Consider the following 19,055-nt stretch of genomic DNA (forward strand, 5'->3'; position numbering starts at 1 on the left):
TCGCGCGATCAACCACGAGTCGCACGGTTGTTCGATTCGGTGGATTTGTCCGTCCTGCCCCGCGAGGCAGGAGTCCGATTCCTCCCCCGCCTGACGGCGGGGGTTTCCTCGGAGACATCAGATGAGAGCCCCCGCGGTCGACTTCGCCCACGCCACGCCGTACGACGAGTACGTCGGGACCGGCCTGCTGCGCGCACTGCCCGGCCCCCGGACCGACTCCCCCGAGGAACCGGTCTTCCTGGTCACGACACGGGTCATGGAGCTGTACTTCGGCCTGATCCGCACCGAGCTGCGCCTGGTGCTGCGCTCCATCGCGGGCGACGACGCGCCCGCCGCGACGGCCGCGCTGGTGCGCGTCACCCGCTACCTGGAGGCGGTGAACGCGGCCTGGGCGGCGTTCGACCGGCTCACCCCGCCGCTGTTCAACGCGTTCCGCGCCGAACTCGGCGAGGCCAGCGGCTTCCAGTCCGCGATGTACCGGCAGATCGAGTTCATGCTCGGCGACAGGACCGGGCACCTGGCCCAGGTCCACCGGGGCGACCCCGCGCTGCACGAGGAACTGCTCGCGGCGCTGCGCGGTCCGAGCGTCTACGACGCGGCCCTCGCGCTGCTGGACCGGCGCGGCATGCCGATCCCGGCCGGCACGCTCGGACGCGACCCGGCGGAGCCGTACCGGCCGGATCCGGCGGTGGAGCACGCGTGGGTGCGTGTTTACACCGAACGCGGTCCGGGGGACGACCTGTGGGAGTTCGCCGAGGCCATGACGGATGTGGCCGAGCGCTTCGCCGAATGGCGGTACCGGCACCTGGTGACGGTGCGCCGGGCGATGGGTGCGAAGATCGGCACAGGGGGATCGAGCGGGGCCGAGTGGCTCGCGCGCTCGCTGACCCGGGAGATCTTCCCGGAGCTGTGGTCGGCGCGCACGGCGATGTGACGCCCGCGGAACGACATCGGGGAATCGAGCGAGTGAACGAGAACATGAACGAGCGGTTCGCCCTCGCGGCGGACGCGGCCGACCCGTGCGACCGGGCGGGCTTCCTGATCCCGCCCGCGCCCTCCGGCCAGGCGCCTTACCCGGAGACCGCCTACTTCGCGGGCAACTCCCTCGGCCTGCAGCCGAGGAACGCCGCCGAGGCCGTCCGCGCGGAGCTGGACGAATGGGCGGGGCGGGCCGTCGAGGGCTGGTTCACGGCCGAGCGCCCCTGGGCGCGCTACCCCGGCCTGCTGCGGGCCGACGCCGCCGCGCTGACCGGGGCGCTGCCCGAGGAGGTCGTGGTGATGAACTCGCTCACGATCAACCTGCACCTGATGATGGCCACCTTCTACCGCCCGGCCGTCGACCGTACCCGCATCGTCATCGAGGACACCGCGTTCCCCTCCGACGCCTACGCGGTGGCCGGCCAGGCGTCCTGGCACGGGCTCGACCCGGCCGCCACCGTGGTCCGGCTCGCGGCCGGCGACGTGCCCGCCTACCTGGCCGAGCACGGGCACCGGGTGGCGCTGGTGCTGCTCGGCGGGATCAACTACCTGACCGGCGAGCTGCTGGACATCCCAGGCATCACCGCGGCCGGGCACGCCGCCGGCTGCGTGGTGGGCTGGGACCTCGCGCACGCGGCCGGGAACGTTCCACTGCGACTGCACGACTGGAACGTGGACTTCGCCGTCTGGTGCTCCTACAAGTACCTCAACGGCGGGCCCGGCGCCCCCGGCGGCTGCTTCGTGCACCGCGCTCACCTCGACGACCCGTCGCTCCCCCGGCTGGCCGGATGGTGGGGCACCGACGAGCGCGTCCGGTTCGAGATGCGCCCGGAGCTCGACCACGTGGCCTCCGCCGACGCCTGGCAGGTGTCCACCCCGCCGATCCTGGGCCTGGCCGCGCTGCGCGTCTCGCTCGCCGCCATGGCGGGCACCGGGATCACCGCCCTGCGTGCCCGCAGCCTGCGCCTCACCGGCTACCTGGAGTCGCTGCTCGGCCCGTTGTCAGGACCGGTGGAACTGATCACCCCGGCCGCCCCGGCCCGCCGCGGCGCCCAGCTCTCCATCAGGGTCACCGGCGGCGACGCCGCGGCCCTCGCCGAACGCCTGCACCTGCGCCACGCCGTACTGGCCGACGTCCGCCGCCCCGACGTGATCCGCTTCGCCCCCGCCCCGATGTACTCCACCTACCACGACTGCTGGCGCGCCGCCACGGCCCTCGCCACCGAGCTGAACCGCGACGACCTCCTCCACCCCTCCACCCTCTGACGTCTCAGACCACGACCGGAGGGAGCACCGGCGGTACCAGGCAGAGCCAGGCGATCGCCTGCGTGCCGGGACGGCGCAGCGCCCCGGAAGCGACGTCGAAGTCCGCCCCGGCCACGCAGAACGGCCCGAGGCTGATGCCCTGGGTCAGGTGTGCCTTGTCGTCCTCGTTCCAGCTCGCCGTGATCACCAGGTTGCGCACCACGATCATGCCCGCGGTGATGAGGGTGATCGCCCCCTTCGGATCCGTGGCCGTGCCCCCGCAGATGGCGCCGGGAGTGTGCCCCGGCACCCCCCAGCCCTGGTTGAGCAGGAACACCTCGTCCCACCACGGGCGCTCGAACCGGACCATGCAGTACTCGAAGGAGACGTTGAACCCCTCGGTGGCGACCGGCGCGACCGACGTCTCCTGGACCACCACCTCCGGCTCGGGCGGAGGCGGGACCACCTGCGGCGCGGTCGTCGTGAGCTCGTCACCCACCTCCTCCACGGTTTCCATCCCCTCCAGTTCGGCGGGGATCATGTCTCCCTCGGCCGTCATGACGAACCTGCCGGATCGGCCGGGACGCGACGGCCGAGGTGGTTTGAAACGCCGGGGACGCGCCGTCATGCGGGCACGGCCCACGAAGTCGTCCACGGCGGCGACCCGGCGGACCTGTTCGGCGTCCGACACCCGCAGCCGCCATTCGGGCACCGTGAGCGGGGTCGTGGCGGCACCCGCCGGCGGGGTCTCCTGCGAGCTCAACGCGTAGGTCGCCCACGCGGTGCTGTCGGGAGCGTGCCAGTCGGCGGGTGACATGCTGGTGGCGTAGTAGACGTCGTGGGTTCCCGGCGCCTCCACACCGCCTGGGGCCGCCGCCGCGATCAGCTTGTTCTCCTCCAGCGACCGGGCGCTCTCCGCCCTCAGCATGTTGAAGGCGGAGAAGCCCGGTTCGGCCGAGGTGGCGGCCGTTCCACCCTCGACCATCACCTCGTACCACCGGGACAGCCGCTTGCCCGGGGACGGGATGTACCAGCCACGGGCCAGCCCACCGGCCGACGGGATCTGGTCGGCGAGTTGCGCGGCCCGCTGGTGCGAGAACGGCGCGGTGGCGAACTCCGCGGGGTCGAGCGGCGTGCCCAGGTTGTCGAAGACCAGGAACAGGCTGCCCGGCGTGCCCTCGCCCATCTGGGGAAACTTGTCGGCGAAGAACGACTGCAGGTCCGCGGCCAGGTCGTCCAGGGTGACTGCCACCGTCGTCAGCCCTGCGGCATTGACGGGTCGGGCTTGGGCGGGCAGGCGGGCAGGACCTCGCTGAGCCAGGCCACCACCTGGGTGCCCCTGATCTCCAGCGTCTCACCGTCGAAGCGTGCCCCGTAGCTGGACGAGTGGTTGTTGCCCGCCTCATCGGTGAAGGAGCCCTGGCTCTCGCTCTCGCTGTGGGCCACCCCGCCCGACAGGCTGAACGGCCCGAGCACCGGGATGCTCACCCCGCCGCTGGTGGAGCTGCTGCTCGCCGAGGACTGCGAGGCGTTCCTCGTCCAGTAGTCGTTCAGCGTGTTCTGCACGCTGCCCCACTGGGAGCTGTGGATCCGGACGTTCCGGATCGCCAGGAAGTGCGTGGGGATCATCGGCAGGAACGGCGCGGCGCTGTCCTTGCCGACCTGGCCGGTGATCGAGCCGTCACTGATGCTGTTGGCGGCGGAGGCGCGCAGGAACCAGTTCTGCATGTGGAACAGGTCGGTGGTCAGCCATGGCCGGACGATCTGGCACAGGCCGTACTCCAGGTGGATCGACAGGTCCGTGGCGTCACTGGTCATGCTGGTGCCGTCGTGGGCCGTGGTGGAGAAGGCGGAACCGGCGCTGGAATCGGACTCGGCGTGGGAGCCGGAGAAGCCGAACCCGAAGACGCCGATGCCGGCCGATCCACTGGTCGAGGAGCTCTGACCGCGCCACTCCCCCGTGCTGAGGCTGTCGCCGTGCGCCGTGAAGTAGTTCGAGTAGCTGGTGCGGTCCTTGTCGATGATCGTCCAGCCGATGTCGTCCACACTCGGAAGCGCCCACTCACTGGGCAGCACGCGGGTGAAGGGCGTCTTGACCGGAACTCCCTCGAAGTTGAGCGACCAGGCGTCGAACCGCTTGCGAGCCGCCGCGATCATTCCCTGCTCCAGCGGCACGCCGAGCGACTGCACCGTGGCCAGCGCCGCCTCGATCTTGTCGGCGTCCTGCGTCTTCCAGCGGTCGAACGCCTGGTCCACCTCGTCCTGGAACTCCCTGGCGATGATGGGCCAGGAGGGCGCCTTGACCGGATCGGCCAGCGTGATGTTCTGGTTGACCACGAAGTTGGAGATCGCCTTGGCGTACGCCTTCTGGTTCTTGAGGTAGCGGGCGTACGCCGGGGTCTCCTCCAGGTCCGCGGTCCACAGGACGGCCTTCGCCTCGGCGATCTTCGCCTCCACGTCGGCCGGGCGCGGGGGCGGCTGCTCCGCCTCCATGGCCTGGAGGATCTGCCCGAAGGTGAGGCTGACCTGACGTCCTCCGCCGGGGAAGGTGGACAGCGTCCCGTTGTCGGTGACCACCATCATCCTGTCCATCAGGGTGGCGGTGTTGGCGGCGGCCATCATCGCGCGGCCGACCACCTCGTTGGGGGGAGTGATCGGCTGTCCGGGCGCCGCGGGCGCCGTCGTACCGGTGCTCTGGCCCGTCGGCACCCAGGCGCCGGCGAAGTCCCGAGGGCTGATCATCTGCCCAGGGACCATCTGGGAGTACACGAATCCCTGGGTCGCCACGCCGTCCGTCTTGGTCGGCCTGCTCTGCTTGATATCGGTGATGATCTGACTGAGGAGATCGGCCACCAGAATTTTTGCTTCGTTTTCCATGAAATTTCCCCACCCACGCGATACGGCGCCCGCCGATTCAGGAAGTGATCCCTTTGTAAGGCGGAGGGTTGCTTCGCGGGCATTCCCGCAGATTCTTCGCGCGAAACGGTGGCATGGGGGACGTCAATGGCGTGGCAGGATCGGGCACAGCGTGCCCTTGTGGTGATTCCGGCCGGTTCGAGCGACGACGGGGACCGTAGTCGTCGCATCTTCGAGCATGTGCTCAATGAATCGAATCGGGACGACTACATCAGCCGTGACTTCTTCAACGTCCAGCAGACCGCGGGCGGGCTTCCCGAGGGGGTCACCTTCGAGAACTTCGTGGCGGCGGTCGCCGGGCATGTGCGTACCGAGCTTGAGGGCAGTGGATTCGCCGAGGAACTGGGCGACGACGACTTCCGCACCGCCGCGCTGAGTTTCGACGAGAACATCCGCCGTCACATCGCTTTTCTCAACGGGGTGGTGCACCAGGCCGCGGCCGGTGAGGTGCATCTCGCCCTGTGGGATCTGATCCTGCGTTCCCGTGACGAGGACGCGAGCGTCTACGCCTGCTACCGCGACTTCCTGGTGGACGCCTGACCGCTCAGAACAGCCTGGGGGTCACCACCGAGACGACCGTGGTGACCTGCTCGGTGTCGTTGTACATGCTGTGCGGGACGGTCGAGCGCAGGTGGACGCTGTCGCCCGGGAACAGCCGGTGCTCCTCGCCCTCCACCTCGTACAGCAGCTCGCCCGACAGCACGTAGGCGAACTCCTCGCCGGCGTGGCCGTAGGCGGGCTCGCGGCGTCCGCCGGGGGCGATGTGCACCAGCAGCGGTTCGAGCACCAGCCCGGGGCCGCGCGACGACAGCATCAGGTAGGTCTGCTGGCCCGAGACGTACTCGGTGACCGGGGCCGCCGCGCGCGTCAGCGTGAAGTGCCCCGGCAGCCGCTCGGGGGCCTCGTCCGCCTCCGGCGCGTCCTCGAAGAACTCGGCCACGCCGTGCTCCAGCGAGGAGGCCACGCTGCCCAGGGCGACCAGCCCGATCGTCGAGATGCCCCGCTCGACCTGGGACAGGAACCCGATCGACAGCCCCGACCGCGCCGCCAGGTCGCGCAGCGTCATGCCCCGCTCCTTGCGGAAGCGGCGCATCCGCGCGCCCACGAGGTCCTGGCGAAGATCGTCCGCACGTCGGCTGTCCGACGTCGTCACGAGAACCTCCATGCGACTCAAGGGGGTGTTGTTCAGTCAGGATGAACATATTTCACGGAGGGCCCCGCCGCCAAGGGGAAGACGTCTAGGAGAAGATGCCGTTCACCCAGCCCGCGACCGCCGCCGGATCGGTCAGGAAGAAGAAGGCCACCACGACCGCCGGGATGATGAACAGGTAGCCGAGCACGAGCCCGGCCACGGCCAGGCCTCCGGCACGGCGTTTAGACGCCCCGCCAAATCTCCCGGAGGGCCGCCAAACGCCCGCGAACCGGTCGGGTTCGGTCAGGCGGCGAGCGTCATGACCGTGCCCGCCGAGCCGCCCGCCGTGCGGCCGGGCATCGCCGCGCGGGTGGTGCTCGCGGCGCGCAGCGTGCTCACCATGACGCGCTCGCCCGCCAGCTCGCGCAGCACGACCACCAGCAGCTCGGGCAGTTCGATGCCGAGCGCCTCGCAGACCGCCGCCAGGATCTCCGACGAGGGCTCCTTCAGCCCCCGCTCGATCTCGGACAGGTAGGGCATCGAGATCCGCGCGGCGCGGGCGACGTCGGCCAGGGTGCGGCCCTGCTGAAGCCGGATCCGCCGCAGCGCCTCGCCCATCACCGAGCGAAGCAGCGCCGGAGGCCGCTCGTTGTTCCCCGGGACGATCGCAGCGGGATCTGCCATGGGTGCCTCTTCCTGAACGCGAACCGGCTTCCTGCTGGAATTATAGGCGTCGGCCCTCAGCCCAGGCGGGCCGCCGCGTCGGGAACGTAGCTCTCCGGACGGCGCGGCGGGCGCCGGTACCCGGAAGCCTCGGGGCGGTCCGGGATCTCCAGCGCGGGACGGCTCACCTCGCGGTAGGGAATCGTGGACAGCAGGTGGGAGATCATGTTGATCCTGGCCCGTCGCTTGTCCTCGCTCTCCACCTCATACCAGGGCGACTCCGGGATGTCGGTGTGGACGATCATCTCGTCCTTGGCCCGCGAGTACTCCTCCCAGCGGGTGATCGACTCAAGGTCCATCTCCGACAGCTTCCACCGCCGCATCGGGTCGTCCAGCCGCGCCCGGAACCTGCGTTCCTGCTCGCCGTCGCTGACCGAGAACCAGTACTTGCGGAGCATGATGCCGTCCTCGATCAGCAGCCGCTCGAAGATCGGGCACTGGTGCAGGAAGCGGGCGTGCTCCTCCCGGGTGCAAAAGCCCATCACCCGCTCGACCCCTGCGCGGTTGTACCAGCTCCGGTCGAACAGCACGATCTCCCCCGCCGCCGGCAGGTGGGCCGTGTAGCGCTGGAAGTACCACTGGGTGCGCTCGCGCTCGGTCGGCGCGGGCAGCGCCACGATCCTGGTGACCCTGGGGTTCAGGTACTCCACGACCCGCTTGATCGTGCTGCCCTTGCCCGCCGCGTCGCGCCCCTCGAAGATCACGGCCAGCCGCGCGCCTTCGGCCCGCACCCACTCCTGCATGGTGACCAGTTCCGCCTGCAGCCGGAACAGTTCCTTCTCGTACGGCTTGCGGCTCAGCCTGTGACCCATCACGATCTCCCACTCCACCCGGTGCCCGCCCGGGGCGTCAGGTGCCTTTCGACGGCCGTTGTCCGGGCGCGTGGGAGACATGTTGCTCACCGAAGGCCCAGGTCACGACCGGACCCTTTACTGTTAGGAAACTTTCCTTTATGTTTAGGCATCCCTGCTGGTTGGGAGCCGGTCAGGAACAGGAGGCCGAGAACACCGCCCGTCGTTCCATATCGTTTCAGCCACCCCCCAAAGGACAAGCACATGAAACGTATCCTCATCGCCGTGCTATTGGTAGCCGGCGCCATGATGCCGTCCGCATCGCTGAACGCCGCCATCGCCGACACCGCGTCCGCCACCCAGGCCGCCGCCTGGGCCCCGTGGACCGCCTACACGGCCGGCGCCCGCGTCACGCACAACGGCCAGGACTACGAGTGCATCCAGGCCCACACCTCGCTGCCCGGGTGGGAGCCGAACATCGTGCCCGCCCTGTGGAAGCGCGCCACCGGCGGCGGCGACCCCACCCCGCCGTCGACCCCCGGCAACCTCCGCTCGACCGGCGCGACCACCGACAGCATCTCGCTGGCCTGGGACGCCTCGACCGACAACGTCGGCGTCACCGGTTACAACGTCTACCGCGCCGCCACCCTGGTGACGACGGTGACCGGCACCACCTACACCGACGGCGGCCTCACCGCCTCCACCAGCTACACCTACACCGTGCGGGCCAAGGACGCGGCGGGCAACCTCTCCACCGCGAGTTCCCCCCTCACGGCCAGCACCACCGGTGGGACCGGCGCCCCCGGCCAGCCCGGCACCGTGACCACCACCTCCACCAACTCCAGCATCGCGCTGAGCTGGGGCGCGTCCAGCGGCACCGTGACCGGTTACCGCGTGTACGAGGGCAGCACGCAGAAGGCCGAGGTCACCGGCACCAGCGCGACGATCTCCGGTCTCGGCACCTGTGAGTCGCACACCTACACCGTCAAGGCCTACAACTCCGTCGGCGAGTCCGCGGGCCGCGACGTCTCCGCCAGCACCAGCGGCTGCACCGGCCCCGACAAGCTGCCCGGCGCGCCGTACCTGTACATGGGCTGGGGCAACCCGCCCAACCCGGGCACCGTCATGGACGCCACCGGCATCAAGTCCTTCACCATGGCCTTCATCCTGGCCCAGGGCGGCTGCACCCCGGCGTGGGACGGCCAGCGTCCGCTGACCGGCGGCGCCGACGCCCAGGCGATCAACACCATTGAGAGCAAGGGCGGCAGCGTCGAGATCTCCTTCGGTGGCTGGTCCGGCAACAAGCTCGGCCCGGCGTGTTCCACCCCGCAGGCCTACGCCGGCGCGGTGCAGCAGGTCATCAACGCCGTCACCCCGGCGGTCGTGGACTTCGACATCGAGAACACCGACGAGTTCGAGAACTACACCGTCATGGACCGCATCCTCAACGGCCTGAAGATCGTCAAGCAGAACAACCCGAACGTCAAGATCGTGGTCACCATCCCCACCTTCAAGTCGGGCCTCAGCGCCGCCGGCACCCGCCTGGTCAACCAGGCCAAGGCGCTGAACGTGCCGATCGACAACTACACGATCATGCCGTTCAACTTCAGCGGCACCAACATGTACACCGACACCGTCAGCGCCTCGGAGGGTCTGAAGACCGCCCTCAAGAACGCGTTCGGCTGGAGCGACGCCGAGGCGTACGCCCACATGGGCATCTCCGGCATGAACGGCTACTCCGACCAGCGCGAGCAGACCACGCCGCAGATCTGGACCCAGATCCGCGACTGGGCCAAGTCCAAGGGCCTCACCCGCCTCGCCTACTGGGCGGTCAACCGTGACCGCGCCAACGGCGGCGGCCTGCCGCAGGCCGAGTGGGAGTTCACCCGCATCACCGCGGGCTTCTGATCCACTGATCCTTTGATCAGCTGATCCACCTGCCGCCTCACCGGGGCCGGGGACGGGCACGGTTCGCCGTGGCCGCCCCGGCCCACCGGCTCTCCCAGCCCCTGCCACCGAACCCCTGGCAGGAATCGTTCCCGGCCGAGAACCCAGGAACCCGAGAACGCAGGAACGCAGTTGCCATTGGGCCCGCACGTGGGGGGCGGGCCCACCGGCCGCCGACCGTGCGAGGGGCGGGTCCTACCGCCGCCCCCGCACCACCTGTCCGAGCGCGACCGCCACGCCGGTCTCGTCGGCCGGAGTGATCCCGAACAGGTCCCCGTCGCGGGTCCTGAGCAGCAGCACCCCGCGCCCGGCGCTCGTCGCGCACATCAGCACCGTCCCGGTATCCGCGTACGCCGCCCGGTAGAGGGCCAGCCCAGGTAGCCGGAACGACGGCCGTGCGGCGGGCCGGAGGTCCGCGCGGGTCACCGACCGGATCTCCGAGAGCGGGAGATGGCAGCGGAGCAGCGGGCCGTAGCTCATGGTGAGAACACCGTCGGCGACGACGTACCGCATGGCGGGGAACGCCGCCGCGTACAGCAGCCCGAAGCCCGCCAGGAGCGCCGCCAGCGCCCAGAGCCGCCACCCACCGGCCGCCAGCCCCGCCGAGACGCCGCCGGAGACCACGGCGAACATCAGAAGCCAGGCCCAGCCGAGCGACCTTCGGGGTCTGAACGCCACGTCCGCCGCCATCGATCCCCCCGCCACCGGACAAAGGGTCATCTGCTCACCTATCCGACACAACGGATGGCAAGCGGACAGCGTTTCCGGCAAAGCGATTTCCTACGGCCCACCATGCCGACTTGACGCGCGCCCTGCTCGCGGTGACGTCCTAGCGCGTCGCCCGCCATTTGTCGTACAGGAGCGGGATCTCCTCGTGCATGAACAGGTAGAAGTCACGTAGTTCGGTCATGGTCTGCCCGGCGTGGGTGTCCGGCCCGCCGAACGCCTCGATGCCCTCGTCCACCATGCCGGCGAGGGTCTTGTAGAGGCCGACCTTGGTCATCGCGACCTCCCACCAACTGTCGTGGAGCAGCCGGTAGACGTCACGCCGGGAGCCGGGCACCGGGTCCCTGGCGACCATTCCCAATTGGATGAGGTACCGGACCGCGCCGGAGATGGCGGCCGGGCTGACCTCCAGCCGTTCGCACAGGTCGGGGGCGCTCAGCGCGTCCTCCTCCGCGACCGTCAGCGTCACCAGGACGCGCGCGGCCATGGGCGGCATCCCCCAGTCGGTCAGTATCCGGCTGAGCCGTTCGACGAATCGCCGTGCCGCTTCCTCGTCCCTCATCCCGCTCCCCTCGTGTCAAGATTTCGTAGTTTAGTGACTTCGCGTCTTTCACAACATTGTGAAGGGTATGTAGATTCCAAAGCGTGAACAACGTCATCTCCATGTCCGGCCTGACCAAGCGGTTCGGCCGGACGACCGCGTTAGACGGCCTCGACCTCGAGGTCAGGCCCGGCGAGGTGCACGGGTTCCTCGGCCCCAACGGCGCGGGGAAATCCACCACCATCCGGGTCCTGCTGGGGCTGCTGCGCCCCGACTCCGGCCGGTCCTCCCTGCTCGGGGGAGATCCCTGGAAGGACGCCGTCGAACTGCACCGCCGCCTGGCCTACGTGCCGGGCGACGTCACCCTGTGGCCCGGCCTGTCCGGCGGCGAGGTCATCGACCTGCTGGGACGGCTGCGCGGCGGCCTGAACCCCCGGCGCAGGGCCGAGCTGATCGAGCGCTTCGAGCTGGACCCGCGCAAGAAGGGCCGCGCCTACTCCAAGGGCAACCGGCAGAAGGTCGCCCTGGTCGCGGCGCTCGCCTCCGACGTCGAGCTGTTCCTGCTCGACGAGCCGACCTCCGGGCTCGACCCGCTCATGGAGGCCGTCTTCACCGAGTGCGTCGGCGAGCTGCGCGCGCAGGGCCGTACCGTGCTGCTGTCCAGCCACATCCTGGCCGAGGTCGAGAAGCTGTGCGACCGGGTGAGCATCATCCGGGACGGCCGCATGGTCGAGTCCGGCACCCTCGCCGAGCTGCGCCACCTGACCAGGACCACCATCACCGCCGAGCTGGCCGGGTCGCCCAACGGCCTTTCCGGCGTGCACGACCTGCGGGTCGACGGCAACCACGTGACCTTCCAGGTCGCGGCGGGCGAGCCGCTGGACGCGGCGCTGCGCCAGCTCACCGCGGTGGGGGTCCGCGCGCTGTCCAGCCAGCCGCCGACGCTGGAAGAACTGTTCATGCGCCACTACTCGGCCACGGAACGGCGATGACCGGCACCCGCGCGCTGAGCCGGCTCATCCTGCGCCGCGATCGCGCGATCATGCCGATCTGGGTGATCCTGCTGGCGATCATGCCCGTCACCCAGATCTCCGCCATCGGCGGCCTCTACCGCACGGACGCCGAGCTGCAGGCCTTCGCCGCCTCGATGCGCAGCACCCCGGCCTTCTTCGCCCTGTACGGCCCGCTGCTGGACTGGCGGCTCCCGGCCCTGGGCACCTGGCGCGCCGGGTTCATCCCCGTGGTGATCGCGCTGGCCACCGTGCTCACGGTGATCAGGCACACCCGGGTCGAGGAGGACAGCGGCCGTCGTGAGCTGCTCGGCTCCACCGTGCTCGGCAGGCATGCCCCGCTGACCGCCGCCCTCGTCGTCGTCGGGTCGGCCAATGTGATCGTCGGGCTGATCGTCACCGGCTCCCTCGCCGGAACGTATCCGGTGGCGGGGGCGCTGGCGGTCGGCCTCGGGTACGCCCTGGTGGGCATCGCCTTCGCGGCGATCGGCGCGGTCGCCGCCCAGCTCACCGAGAGCGCCTCGGGGGCCCGGGTGATCGGCGTCTCCGCCCTCGGGCTGGCCTTCCTGCTGCGCATGGCGGGCGACACCACCGACGCGTCCTGGCTGTCGTGGGCGTCGCCGCTGGCCTGGGGACAGAAGATGCGTCCCTTCGCGGGTGAGGAGTGGTGGCCCGCGGCGCTGCTCGTCGCCTTCATCGCCGTGACCTGCTACGTCGCCTACGCGCTGGCGGGCAGGCGTGACGTGGCGGCGGGTCTGCTGCCGTCCCGGCTGGGGCCCGCGCAGGCGGCGCCCGGCCTGGCCGGGCCGTTCGCGCTGGCCTGGCGCCTGCACCGGGGCCTGCTGATCGCCTGGTGCGCGGGATTCGCCGTGTTCGGCGCGGTGATCGGCAGCGCCGCCGACGCCGCATCGTCGGCGCTGTCGGAGAACGCCCAGATCATGGAGATGCTGAACCGGCTCGGCGGCGGCGCCGACCCAGCCGACCTGTTCATCGCCACGCTGATCGGCATCTTCGGCATCGCGGTCTCCGGCTACGCCATCCAGGCGGCGCTGCGGCTGCGCGCCGAGGAGAGCCTCGGGCGCGCCGAGCCGCTGCTTGCGGGCGCGGTCGGCCGTCCCGGCTGGGCGCTCAGCCACACGGTGTTCGCCGTCCTCGGCCCCGCCGTGGTGCTCGCCGTGACCGGCCTGGCCGTCGGCCTCTCGTACGGCGCGGCGGACGGCGACGTGGCCGCGCACCTGCCCGCCACCCTCGGCGCGGCCATGGCGCAGCTACCCGCCGTATGGACCTTCTCCGGCCTCGCCCTGGCCCTCTTCGGCCTGCTGCCCCGCCTGGTGGCGGCGGCCTGGGCGCTGCTCACGCTGTTCCTGCTGTTCGGCCAGGTGGGCGCCCTGCTGCGGCTCCCGCAGGCGCTGCTGGACCTGTCGCCCTTCAGCCACCTGCCCATGCTGCCGGGTGGCGAGGTGTCGGCGGCCCCGCTGGTGACCATGACCGCCATCGCGGCGGCTCTGGCGATCGCGGGCCTGTACGGCTTCCGCCGCCGCGACGTCGGCTGACGGCCCTCGGGGAGATCGTCATGGACGATCTCCCCGACACCCGGCCGGGCGGGTCAGTGATGTCCCGCCGGAATCGAGCCGAAGCGCCCCGACTGGTAGTCCTCGAACGCCTGGACCAGCTCCTCGCGGGTGTTCATCACGAACGGCCCGTAGTGCGCGACCGGCTCACCGATCGGCTCGCCGCCCAGCACGATGACCTCCAGCGCCGACTTGGGCGACGCGGTCAGCGTGATGGTCTCGGCCTCGGTCGCGTAACCGGGACGGTCGCCGAACCCCTCGAAGACGGCGAGCTGCCCGCCCTCGACGGGCCGCTTCTCCGCACCGACGGTGCCCTTGCCGGACAGCACGTATGCCAGGGCGTTGAAGTCTTTCCGCCAGGGCATGGTGAGCTGGGCTCCAGGACTCACCGAGGCGTGCAGCAGGGTGATCGGCGTGTGCGTGGCACCGGGCCCCTGATGGCCGGCGACATCGCCCGCGATCAGCCGCACCAGCGCGCCGCCGTCATGGCTGCTCAGCAGCACCACGTTGTTGGCGCGGATGTCCTGGTACTTCGGCGCGAGCATCTTGTCCTTGCCCGGCAGGTTCACCCAGAGCTGGATCCCGTGGAACAGCCCGCCCTGCGTGACGAGCCACTCCGGCGGAGCCTCGATGTGCAGCAGCCCGGACCCGGCGGTCATCCACTGGGTGTCCCCATTGGTGATGGTGCCGCCGCCTCCATGCGAGTCCTGGTGGTCGAAGACACCGTCGATCATGTAAGTGACGGTCTCGAACCCCCGGTGCGGGTGCCACGGCGTCCCCTTGGGCTCACCCGGCGCGTAGTCGACCTCACCCATCTGGTCCATCATGACGAACGGGTCGAGGAAGAACGGCTTGATCGTGGCCAGTGCCTTCCGCACGGGGAAGCCCTCGCCCTCGAAACCGCTGGGCGCGGTCTCAACGGCCATCACCTTCCGGCTGATCCCCAGGCTTCCCGGGACACGAGGCAGGGCCAGGACATTCTCTACGGTTACGGCGGGCATCGGTGCTCTCCCTTCAGGGGGTGGTGCCACCCACAACCAAGTTGAGCTTTCAACTATTCCAGCCCATACAACCACCTAGTCATGGGATCACCACCGCCCACCCAGGCACGGAGATGGTCACACCGCCGACACGGCGCGCCATGAGCAGCGTCGCGCCGTATCGGTACTGGGGCACACCGCTACAAGCCGACGGCACCAGTCGCGCGAGACGAATTCGGCCACACACCTCCGATACCGAATCGGAAGCCGGTAGAGCGAGCACATCGCCACCCGGCAGGTTCTTTGGAGTGATCAGAACACTACTTTCCGGAGTAACGGCTGATGAACCGCCGTTTGACCGCACCCACAGCGAGCGTTTCCGCACAGGTAGGGCAGCGCGCCCGATACGAAGCCCGCCAGGACGGCTACGGCAGGGCCTCCGGCCCTAGCGCCACGATTCACATCAGTCGCTACGAGAGGCGCAGGGACGGCTTTCGCCCTTCCTGGATCGGCAGGGCATGGGCGCCCGTTGATCATAAGGTGATACCCATGAGCGAGACCGCGCCCGTGGAGTTGATCCGCCTCGGTCCCCTTGACGCGGGCGTCACCGTGCGAGTGCTGGGCCGCTCCCAACCCGGCGTGCTCTGGGCACACGATCACCTTGATGCTGAGATCACGGTGACGAGTGAGTTCGTGAGCGGCAGGTTGACCACCTGCCTGCCGCCTGAGGACTCGACAGTTGGGCCGAGGCATTAGAGGCCCTCGCCGCCGGACGACCGGTGCGATGGATGGACGACGGCCGAACCCCGGAGATCAGGATTCACTTGGATGAGACATCCGGTGGCGGGGAGGTGACGATACTGGATCATCCATCATCGATGGCGTGGGTGCGGTTGCCCGTGCATCTTCCACCCGGGTGGATCCATGAGCACCTTGAACGCCATGCGCGAGTACGCCGCCTGTGGCCCATAGAGGTCGAAGAGACCTCACCGGGGGGATATGGCTGGCGGAATGTGATCACACCCGAGCGAAACGTGAATCCTACCTGAGCGGGGAGGCATTCATCATCCGACCCGCACGCCCGCCTTCGCGCCTTATGGTCGCCGCGCGGCCCTGGCCGACCCGATATGACGTCGAAGGCGCAGCGCTACAAGTCGTCTAGTCCCAGCGAGCGGGACAGCGACCGGATGGCGGAGGTCGGCCGGGTCTGCCGTTCGCGGATGTCCGCGACGATGCTTTGGGCGGTGAGCTGATGCCGAAACCAGACGGGTGACAACGCACGGGCCTCTTCGAGCCGTTTTTCGGCCGTGCGGTCATGCCGGGCGTCCGCGTGCACGATGTGCATGGAGGCCCGTGACCGGCTGAACGTCGTCTGATAGGTCGTGAGCCGTTCCCCGACCCGCTCCGCCGCTGCGGCGATCACCCGAATGTAATCCGTCACCGGTTTGTCGGCGGCGAGAGCGGCCCACATCGCGGAGATGAGGACATTGCCCCAGACCGCGACCTCAAGAGCCGGAGCGGAGAAGGTCGGCTCGATCCGGCGCGCCACGAATGTCGCGAGCCTCTCGGCCTCATCCGCGCGGGCCTGGTTCAGCAGGACCCAGCCGTATGAGCGCTGGACCATGGCCCACTGCAGAGGATCGGAGCCCTTGGCCGCCGCGACCACTCCTCGTTCAGCAGCCAGGGCGGCCAAATCCATGCGCCCGAAATGCTCCATCAGCCCGCTGGCGAGCTGGTAGCTCTCGGCAAGCGGCGCCGCGGCCTGGGCACCCAGCGCCTCGTGCGTCAGCCGGGCCTCATTGATCAGACCAGGCACGGACGCCACCGCCGCCCCCAGGTTCCCTGCCCAATACTCACCCCATGCTCTGCGCACCGCAGCCCGCAGGTCGGGCAGCGGGGTGGGCACACCGGTGTCCCGATCGTCGAGCCCCTCCATCCCAGGCATGAGGGAAGGCGATAGCAGCACATTGCGAATGGCTAGGACACTGCCACCGTCACGGTCGCCGCCGAGCCGTTCACGTTTCCCCGTCAGTTCGGTGAGATCAACGTCGAGGGCGTTCGCAAGCTTCATCAGGGTGGTGATCCTGCACGACTGACGGCGGCCCTGCTCCAATTTCTGGATGACGTCCTTGGATATTCCGGCCTTCGCCGCCAGCCCCTCCTGACTGAGGCGCTGCGCATGCCTGGCCGCCTTCAGATTCAGGCCGATCGGACTGATCTCTCCCATCAGTGAGGGCCTTCCTAGTGCGGTCCTACAGGTACAGGCTATGGATGCGCCGCACTCATGCCAAGGCGCGATCGCCGAGGTTACAGCATTGACACCACCATCGACCGGCGAAAAACAAACGCCACATATATGTGGCACTACTTGAATAATTAGTCGGATTGTCCATCGTGTCCAGGCGCCCGGCCACGGCAAAAGCCGGCGGCAACGGCACGACGAACACGGACGGCACGCGGGGCAACCGCACCCAGAGGTGGAGTCGGCACCGGCAGGTCGGGGCCGCTCCAGCGAAAGCGACGGGGAGGACGGGCACGACGCCGCTGAGGATGACAGGACGGCACGCCGGGGCGGAGGGCTGGACGGCGGTGAAATGGCCCGGGATGGCGTAGCAGCCACCGGGTTCATGTCCAAGTGACCAGCTGGTGGCGACAGCGCCGGGCGAAGCCCGGCCCAAGAACAGTCCGAGCGCAGCGAGGCCCATTGGGCGCGCGCCAGCGCGCACCACGGCGAAGCCGGGGCCATGAGTGCGACGAACACGGACGGCATGCGCCAGCGCGCCCACCATGGCGAAGCCGGGGGCAGGCAGGGGGATGGCGGGGAATGCGGGTGGCGTGGGGGTGGTGTCAGGATTTCGTCATGGCGTTCGGCGTCGCCGTATGAGATATGTCAGGGAAAGCTCGCGACCGGTGTGACGGGAATAGCGTCACCTCTCGTCAGTTACTCCCGAGGAGAAATCCATGGACGACGACGAAACTCGCCGCTTGCTCTTCGTGCCAGTACGCCAAGGCGCGTACGGTGTCTCGCTCCGGCTGTTCCGCACGGTGTCGGAGCCGCGCTCGGCGGTGGCCTTCACCTCCCTCGACCGGCTCGCCTCGGTGCTCGGGGCCGGGCAGGCGTGGATCCGGCTGGCCGAGTCGGCGCTGCGCTCGCTCACCGCCGACATCGGCGTCACACGGATCGTCATCGACCCTTCGGGCACGAACGCCCCCGGGCAACGGCCGGCCGCCGCCGTCCCGCTGCGGGCGGCCTGACATGACCGACGGCATCGCCGAACGAGTGGAAGGAGCGGGCAGCATGAGCGTTCTCACCGAGGCACCGGCCGCGTCGCCGGCGCCGGCCGTCCGCCGGTGATCGCGGTGTCGGGCGGCAAGGCCAGGCCGGTGGTCCGCCGGGAGACGCCGGACGACCTGATGAGCCGCGACGTCGGTCTCTGACCAGCAGTCAAAAGGGGCGGATCAGGCCGAAGGTCCCGAACCAGACGGACTTTCCGCACTGACCTTCGCGGGGCACGCTCGCCGATCATGGGAGCGCGAGGTGAGGGGACCATGACCAGAACGGACGGCGTGCTCGTCGGCTACGACGGCTCCGACTTCTCGACCCGCGCCCTGGAATGGGCGATGGACGAGGCGGAGTTACGCGAGGTCCCCCTCACCGTCCTGCACACCTGGCACTGGCCGTACGACAACACGGATCCGCAGGCCAAGGCCCACCTGCGCGAGACCGCCGAGCACGTGCTCGGGCACGGCGCCGGGCTGGCCGGCGCCCACGGCGGTCCCCGTGGGGTGCGGGCCGAGCTGCGCGAAGGCCCGGCGTCGGCGCGTCTCGCGGAGATGTCGGCGGACGCCGGGCTGCTGGTCGTGGGGTCGCGCGGGCTCGGCCGCCGGGCACAGACCGTGCTCGGCTCGGTGGCCGAGCACGTGGCGGGGCACGCCGACTGCCCGGTCATCGTGATCCGCGGCCAGGAGCCGAAGGCACGCGTACCGGGGCCGGTCGTGCTGGCCCTGGGCGACTCGACCGGCGACGAGGTCGTCGGTTTCGCCTTCGGCGAGGCCGAACGGCGGGGGGTCGAACTGCTCGCCGTCCGGGCGGGGGCGGAGCCGCTGATCTCGTGGGGCACCCCGGGCGGCCCGGCGCCGGCCATCGAGGCGGCCATCCGGGCCGGTGAGCGGGCGACGGCCGAGCGCCTGCTGGCGCACCGGGCGGTCCATCCGGACGTCAGGGTCGCCATCAGGTACACGACGCTGACGCCTCGGCAGGCCGTTCGGGACTGCTCGATCGGCGCTACGCTGCTCGTGCTGGGCACCGGCGCGTCGCCGGAGCGACTCGGTCCGGTGGCCGGATACGCGGTGCAGTTCGCGCCCTGCCCAGTGGCGCTCGTACCCAGGAAGTCGCCCGCGGTGCAGGCGTTACAGGCGGCGTTCGGAGCGGACATCTGGAAGGACGATCGGCACCCAGAACGGGACCTTAGCCTCTGATCCCGGACGCTCCGGA

General features: G+C 69.8%; 17 protein-coding genes. 8 read left to right on the forward strand and 9 right to left on the reverse strand.

Going from position 1 to position 19,055, the window contains the following annotated elements:
• The first annotated feature begins 121 nt into the window (after positions 1–121).
• Together P3X83_RS16620 and kynU are read left to right on the forward strand one after the other, a co-directional pair.
• Positions 122–934 (forward strand): tryptophan 2,3-dioxygenase family protein, encoded by an 813-nt coding sequence (locus tag P3X83_RS16620; RefSeq protein WP_277305986.1) that lies wholly within the window; start codon positions 122–124, stop codon positions 932–934.
• A 32-nt stretch (positions 935–966) separates the two neighbouring features.
• A complete protein-coding gene (gene kynU, locus P3X83_RS16625) occupies positions 967–2,244 on the forward strand; it encodes a kynureninase (protein WP_277305987.1) in 1,278 nt (425 codons plus the stop codon).
• A 4-nt stretch (positions 2,245–2,248) separates the two neighbouring features.
• On the opposite strand, the gene P3X83_RS16630 is transcribed toward kynU, so the two are convergent.
• A complete protein-coding gene (locus tag P3X83_RS16630) occupies positions 2,249–3,475 on the reverse strand; it encodes a hypothetical protein (protein WP_277305988.1) in 1,227 nt (408 codons plus the stop codon).
• 5 nt (positions 3,476–3,480) lie between these two features.
• On the reverse strand, positions 3,481–5,100 hold the full coding sequence (locus P3X83_RS16635; RefSeq protein ID WP_277305989.1) for a hypothetical protein: 1,620 nt from the start codon (positions 5,098–5,100) through the stop codon (positions 3,481–3,483).
• A 219-nt stretch (positions 5,101–5,319) separates the two neighbouring features.
• Here P3X83_RS16635 and P3X83_RS16640 point away from each other — a divergent pair, with 219 nt between their 5' ends.
• Entirely contained in the window at positions 5,320–5,679 is a 360-nt protein-coding gene (locus tag P3X83_RS16640) for a hypothetical protein (protein ID WP_277305990.1), read from the forward strand.
• Between the two features lie 4 nt (positions 5,680–5,683).
• Here P3X83_RS16640 and P3X83_RS16645 read toward each other — a convergent pair whose 3' ends face one another.
• From P3X83_RS16645 to ppk2, 3 genes are all read right to left on the reverse strand, one after another.
• The gene (locus P3X83_RS16645; protein WP_277305991.1) at positions 5,684–6,292 is read right to left on the reverse strand and encodes a cupin domain-containing protein; all 609 of its coding nucleotides are present in this window, start codon (positions 6,290–6,292) and stop codon (positions 5,684–5,686) included.
• A 282-nt stretch (positions 6,293–6,574) separates the two neighbouring features.
• On the reverse strand, positions 6,575–6,955 hold the full coding sequence (locus P3X83_RS16650) for a helix-turn-helix transcriptional regulator (protein ID WP_277305992.1): 381 nt from the start codon (positions 6,953–6,955) through the stop codon (positions 6,575–6,577).
• 56 nt (positions 6,956–7,011) lie between these two features.
• On the reverse strand, positions 7,012–7,806 hold the full coding sequence (ppk2, locus tag P3X83_RS16655) for a polyphosphate kinase 2 (RefSeq protein WP_277305993.1): 795 nt from the start codon (positions 7,804–7,806) through the stop codon (positions 7,012–7,014).
• A 243-nt stretch (positions 7,807–8,049) separates the two neighbouring features.
• Here ppk2 and P3X83_RS16660 point away from each other — a divergent pair, with 243 nt between their 5' ends.
• Positions 8,050–9,693, forward strand: a complete 1,644-nt coding sequence (locus P3X83_RS16660) for a carbohydrate-binding protein (RefSeq protein WP_277305994.1) — start codon at positions 8,050–8,052, stop codon at positions 9,691–9,693.
• Between the two features lie 234 nt (positions 9,694–9,927).
• Here the strand turns inward: P3X83_RS16660 and P3X83_RS16665 are convergent, their stop codons facing one another.
• Both P3X83_RS16665 and P3X83_RS16670 read right to left on the reverse strand, forming a co-directional pair.
• Complete coding sequence (locus tag P3X83_RS16665) at positions 9,928–10,410, reverse strand: PH domain-containing protein (RefSeq protein ID WP_277305995.1); 483 nt, start codon at positions 10,408–10,410, stop codon at positions 9,928–9,930.
• 151 nt (positions 10,411–10,561) lie between these two features.
• Positions 10,562–11,020 (reverse strand): helix-turn-helix domain-containing protein, encoded by a 459-nt coding sequence (locus P3X83_RS16670; RefSeq protein ID WP_277305996.1) that lies wholly within the window; start codon positions 11,018–11,020, stop codon positions 10,562–10,564.
• Between the two features lie 83 nt (positions 11,021–11,103).
• Between P3X83_RS16670 and P3X83_RS16675 the strand changes: the two genes are divergently transcribed.
• On the forward strand, positions 11,104–11,991 hold the full coding sequence (locus tag P3X83_RS16675) for an ABC transporter ATP-binding protein (protein ID WP_277305997.1): 888 nt from the start codon (positions 11,104–11,106) through the stop codon (positions 11,989–11,991).
• Positions 11,988–13,562 carry an ABC transporter permease gene (locus tag P3X83_RS16680; RefSeq protein WP_277305998.1) on the forward strand — a complete coding sequence of 525 codons (1,575 nt, stop codon included), beginning with the start codon at positions 11,988–11,990 and terminating at the stop codon, positions 13,560–13,562. Before P3X83_RS16675 ends, P3X83_RS16680 begins: the two co-directional genes overlap by 4 nt.
• Positions 13,563–13,615: 53 nt before the next feature.
• Here P3X83_RS16680 and P3X83_RS16685 read toward each other — a convergent pair whose 3' ends face one another.
• On the reverse strand, positions 13,616–14,506 hold the full coding sequence (locus tag P3X83_RS16685) for a pirin family protein (protein ID WP_277305999.1): 891 nt from the start codon (positions 14,504–14,506) through the stop codon (positions 13,616–13,618).
• A gap of 1,201 nt (positions 14,507–15,707) precedes the next feature.
• On the reverse strand, positions 15,708–16,787 hold the full coding sequence (locus P3X83_RS16690; RefSeq protein ID WP_277306000.1) for a helix-turn-helix domain-containing protein: 1,080 nt from the start codon (positions 16,785–16,787) through the stop codon (positions 15,708–15,710).
• Between the two features lie 734 nt (positions 16,788–17,521).
• Here P3X83_RS16690 and P3X83_RS16695 point away from each other — a divergent pair.
• Both P3X83_RS16695 and P3X83_RS16700 read left to right on the forward strand, forming a co-directional pair.
• Positions 17,522–17,815 (forward strand): SAV_915 family protein, encoded by a 294-nt coding sequence (locus tag P3X83_RS16695; RefSeq protein ID WP_277306001.1) that lies wholly within the window; start codon positions 17,522–17,524, stop codon positions 17,813–17,815.
• Positions 17,816–18,109: 294 nt separating this feature from the next.
• The gene (locus tag P3X83_RS16700; protein WP_277306002.1) at positions 18,110–19,039 is read left to right on the forward strand and encodes a universal stress protein; all 930 of its coding nucleotides are present in this window, start codon (positions 18,110–18,112) and stop codon (positions 19,037–19,039) included.
• Positions 19,040–19,055: the final 16 nt, after the last annotated feature.

This window comes from Spongiactinospora sp. TRM90649, from assembly GCF_029382225.1.
Taxonomy (GTDB): Bacteria; Actinomycetota; Actinomycetes; order Streptosporangiales; family Streptosporangiaceae; genus Spongiactinospora.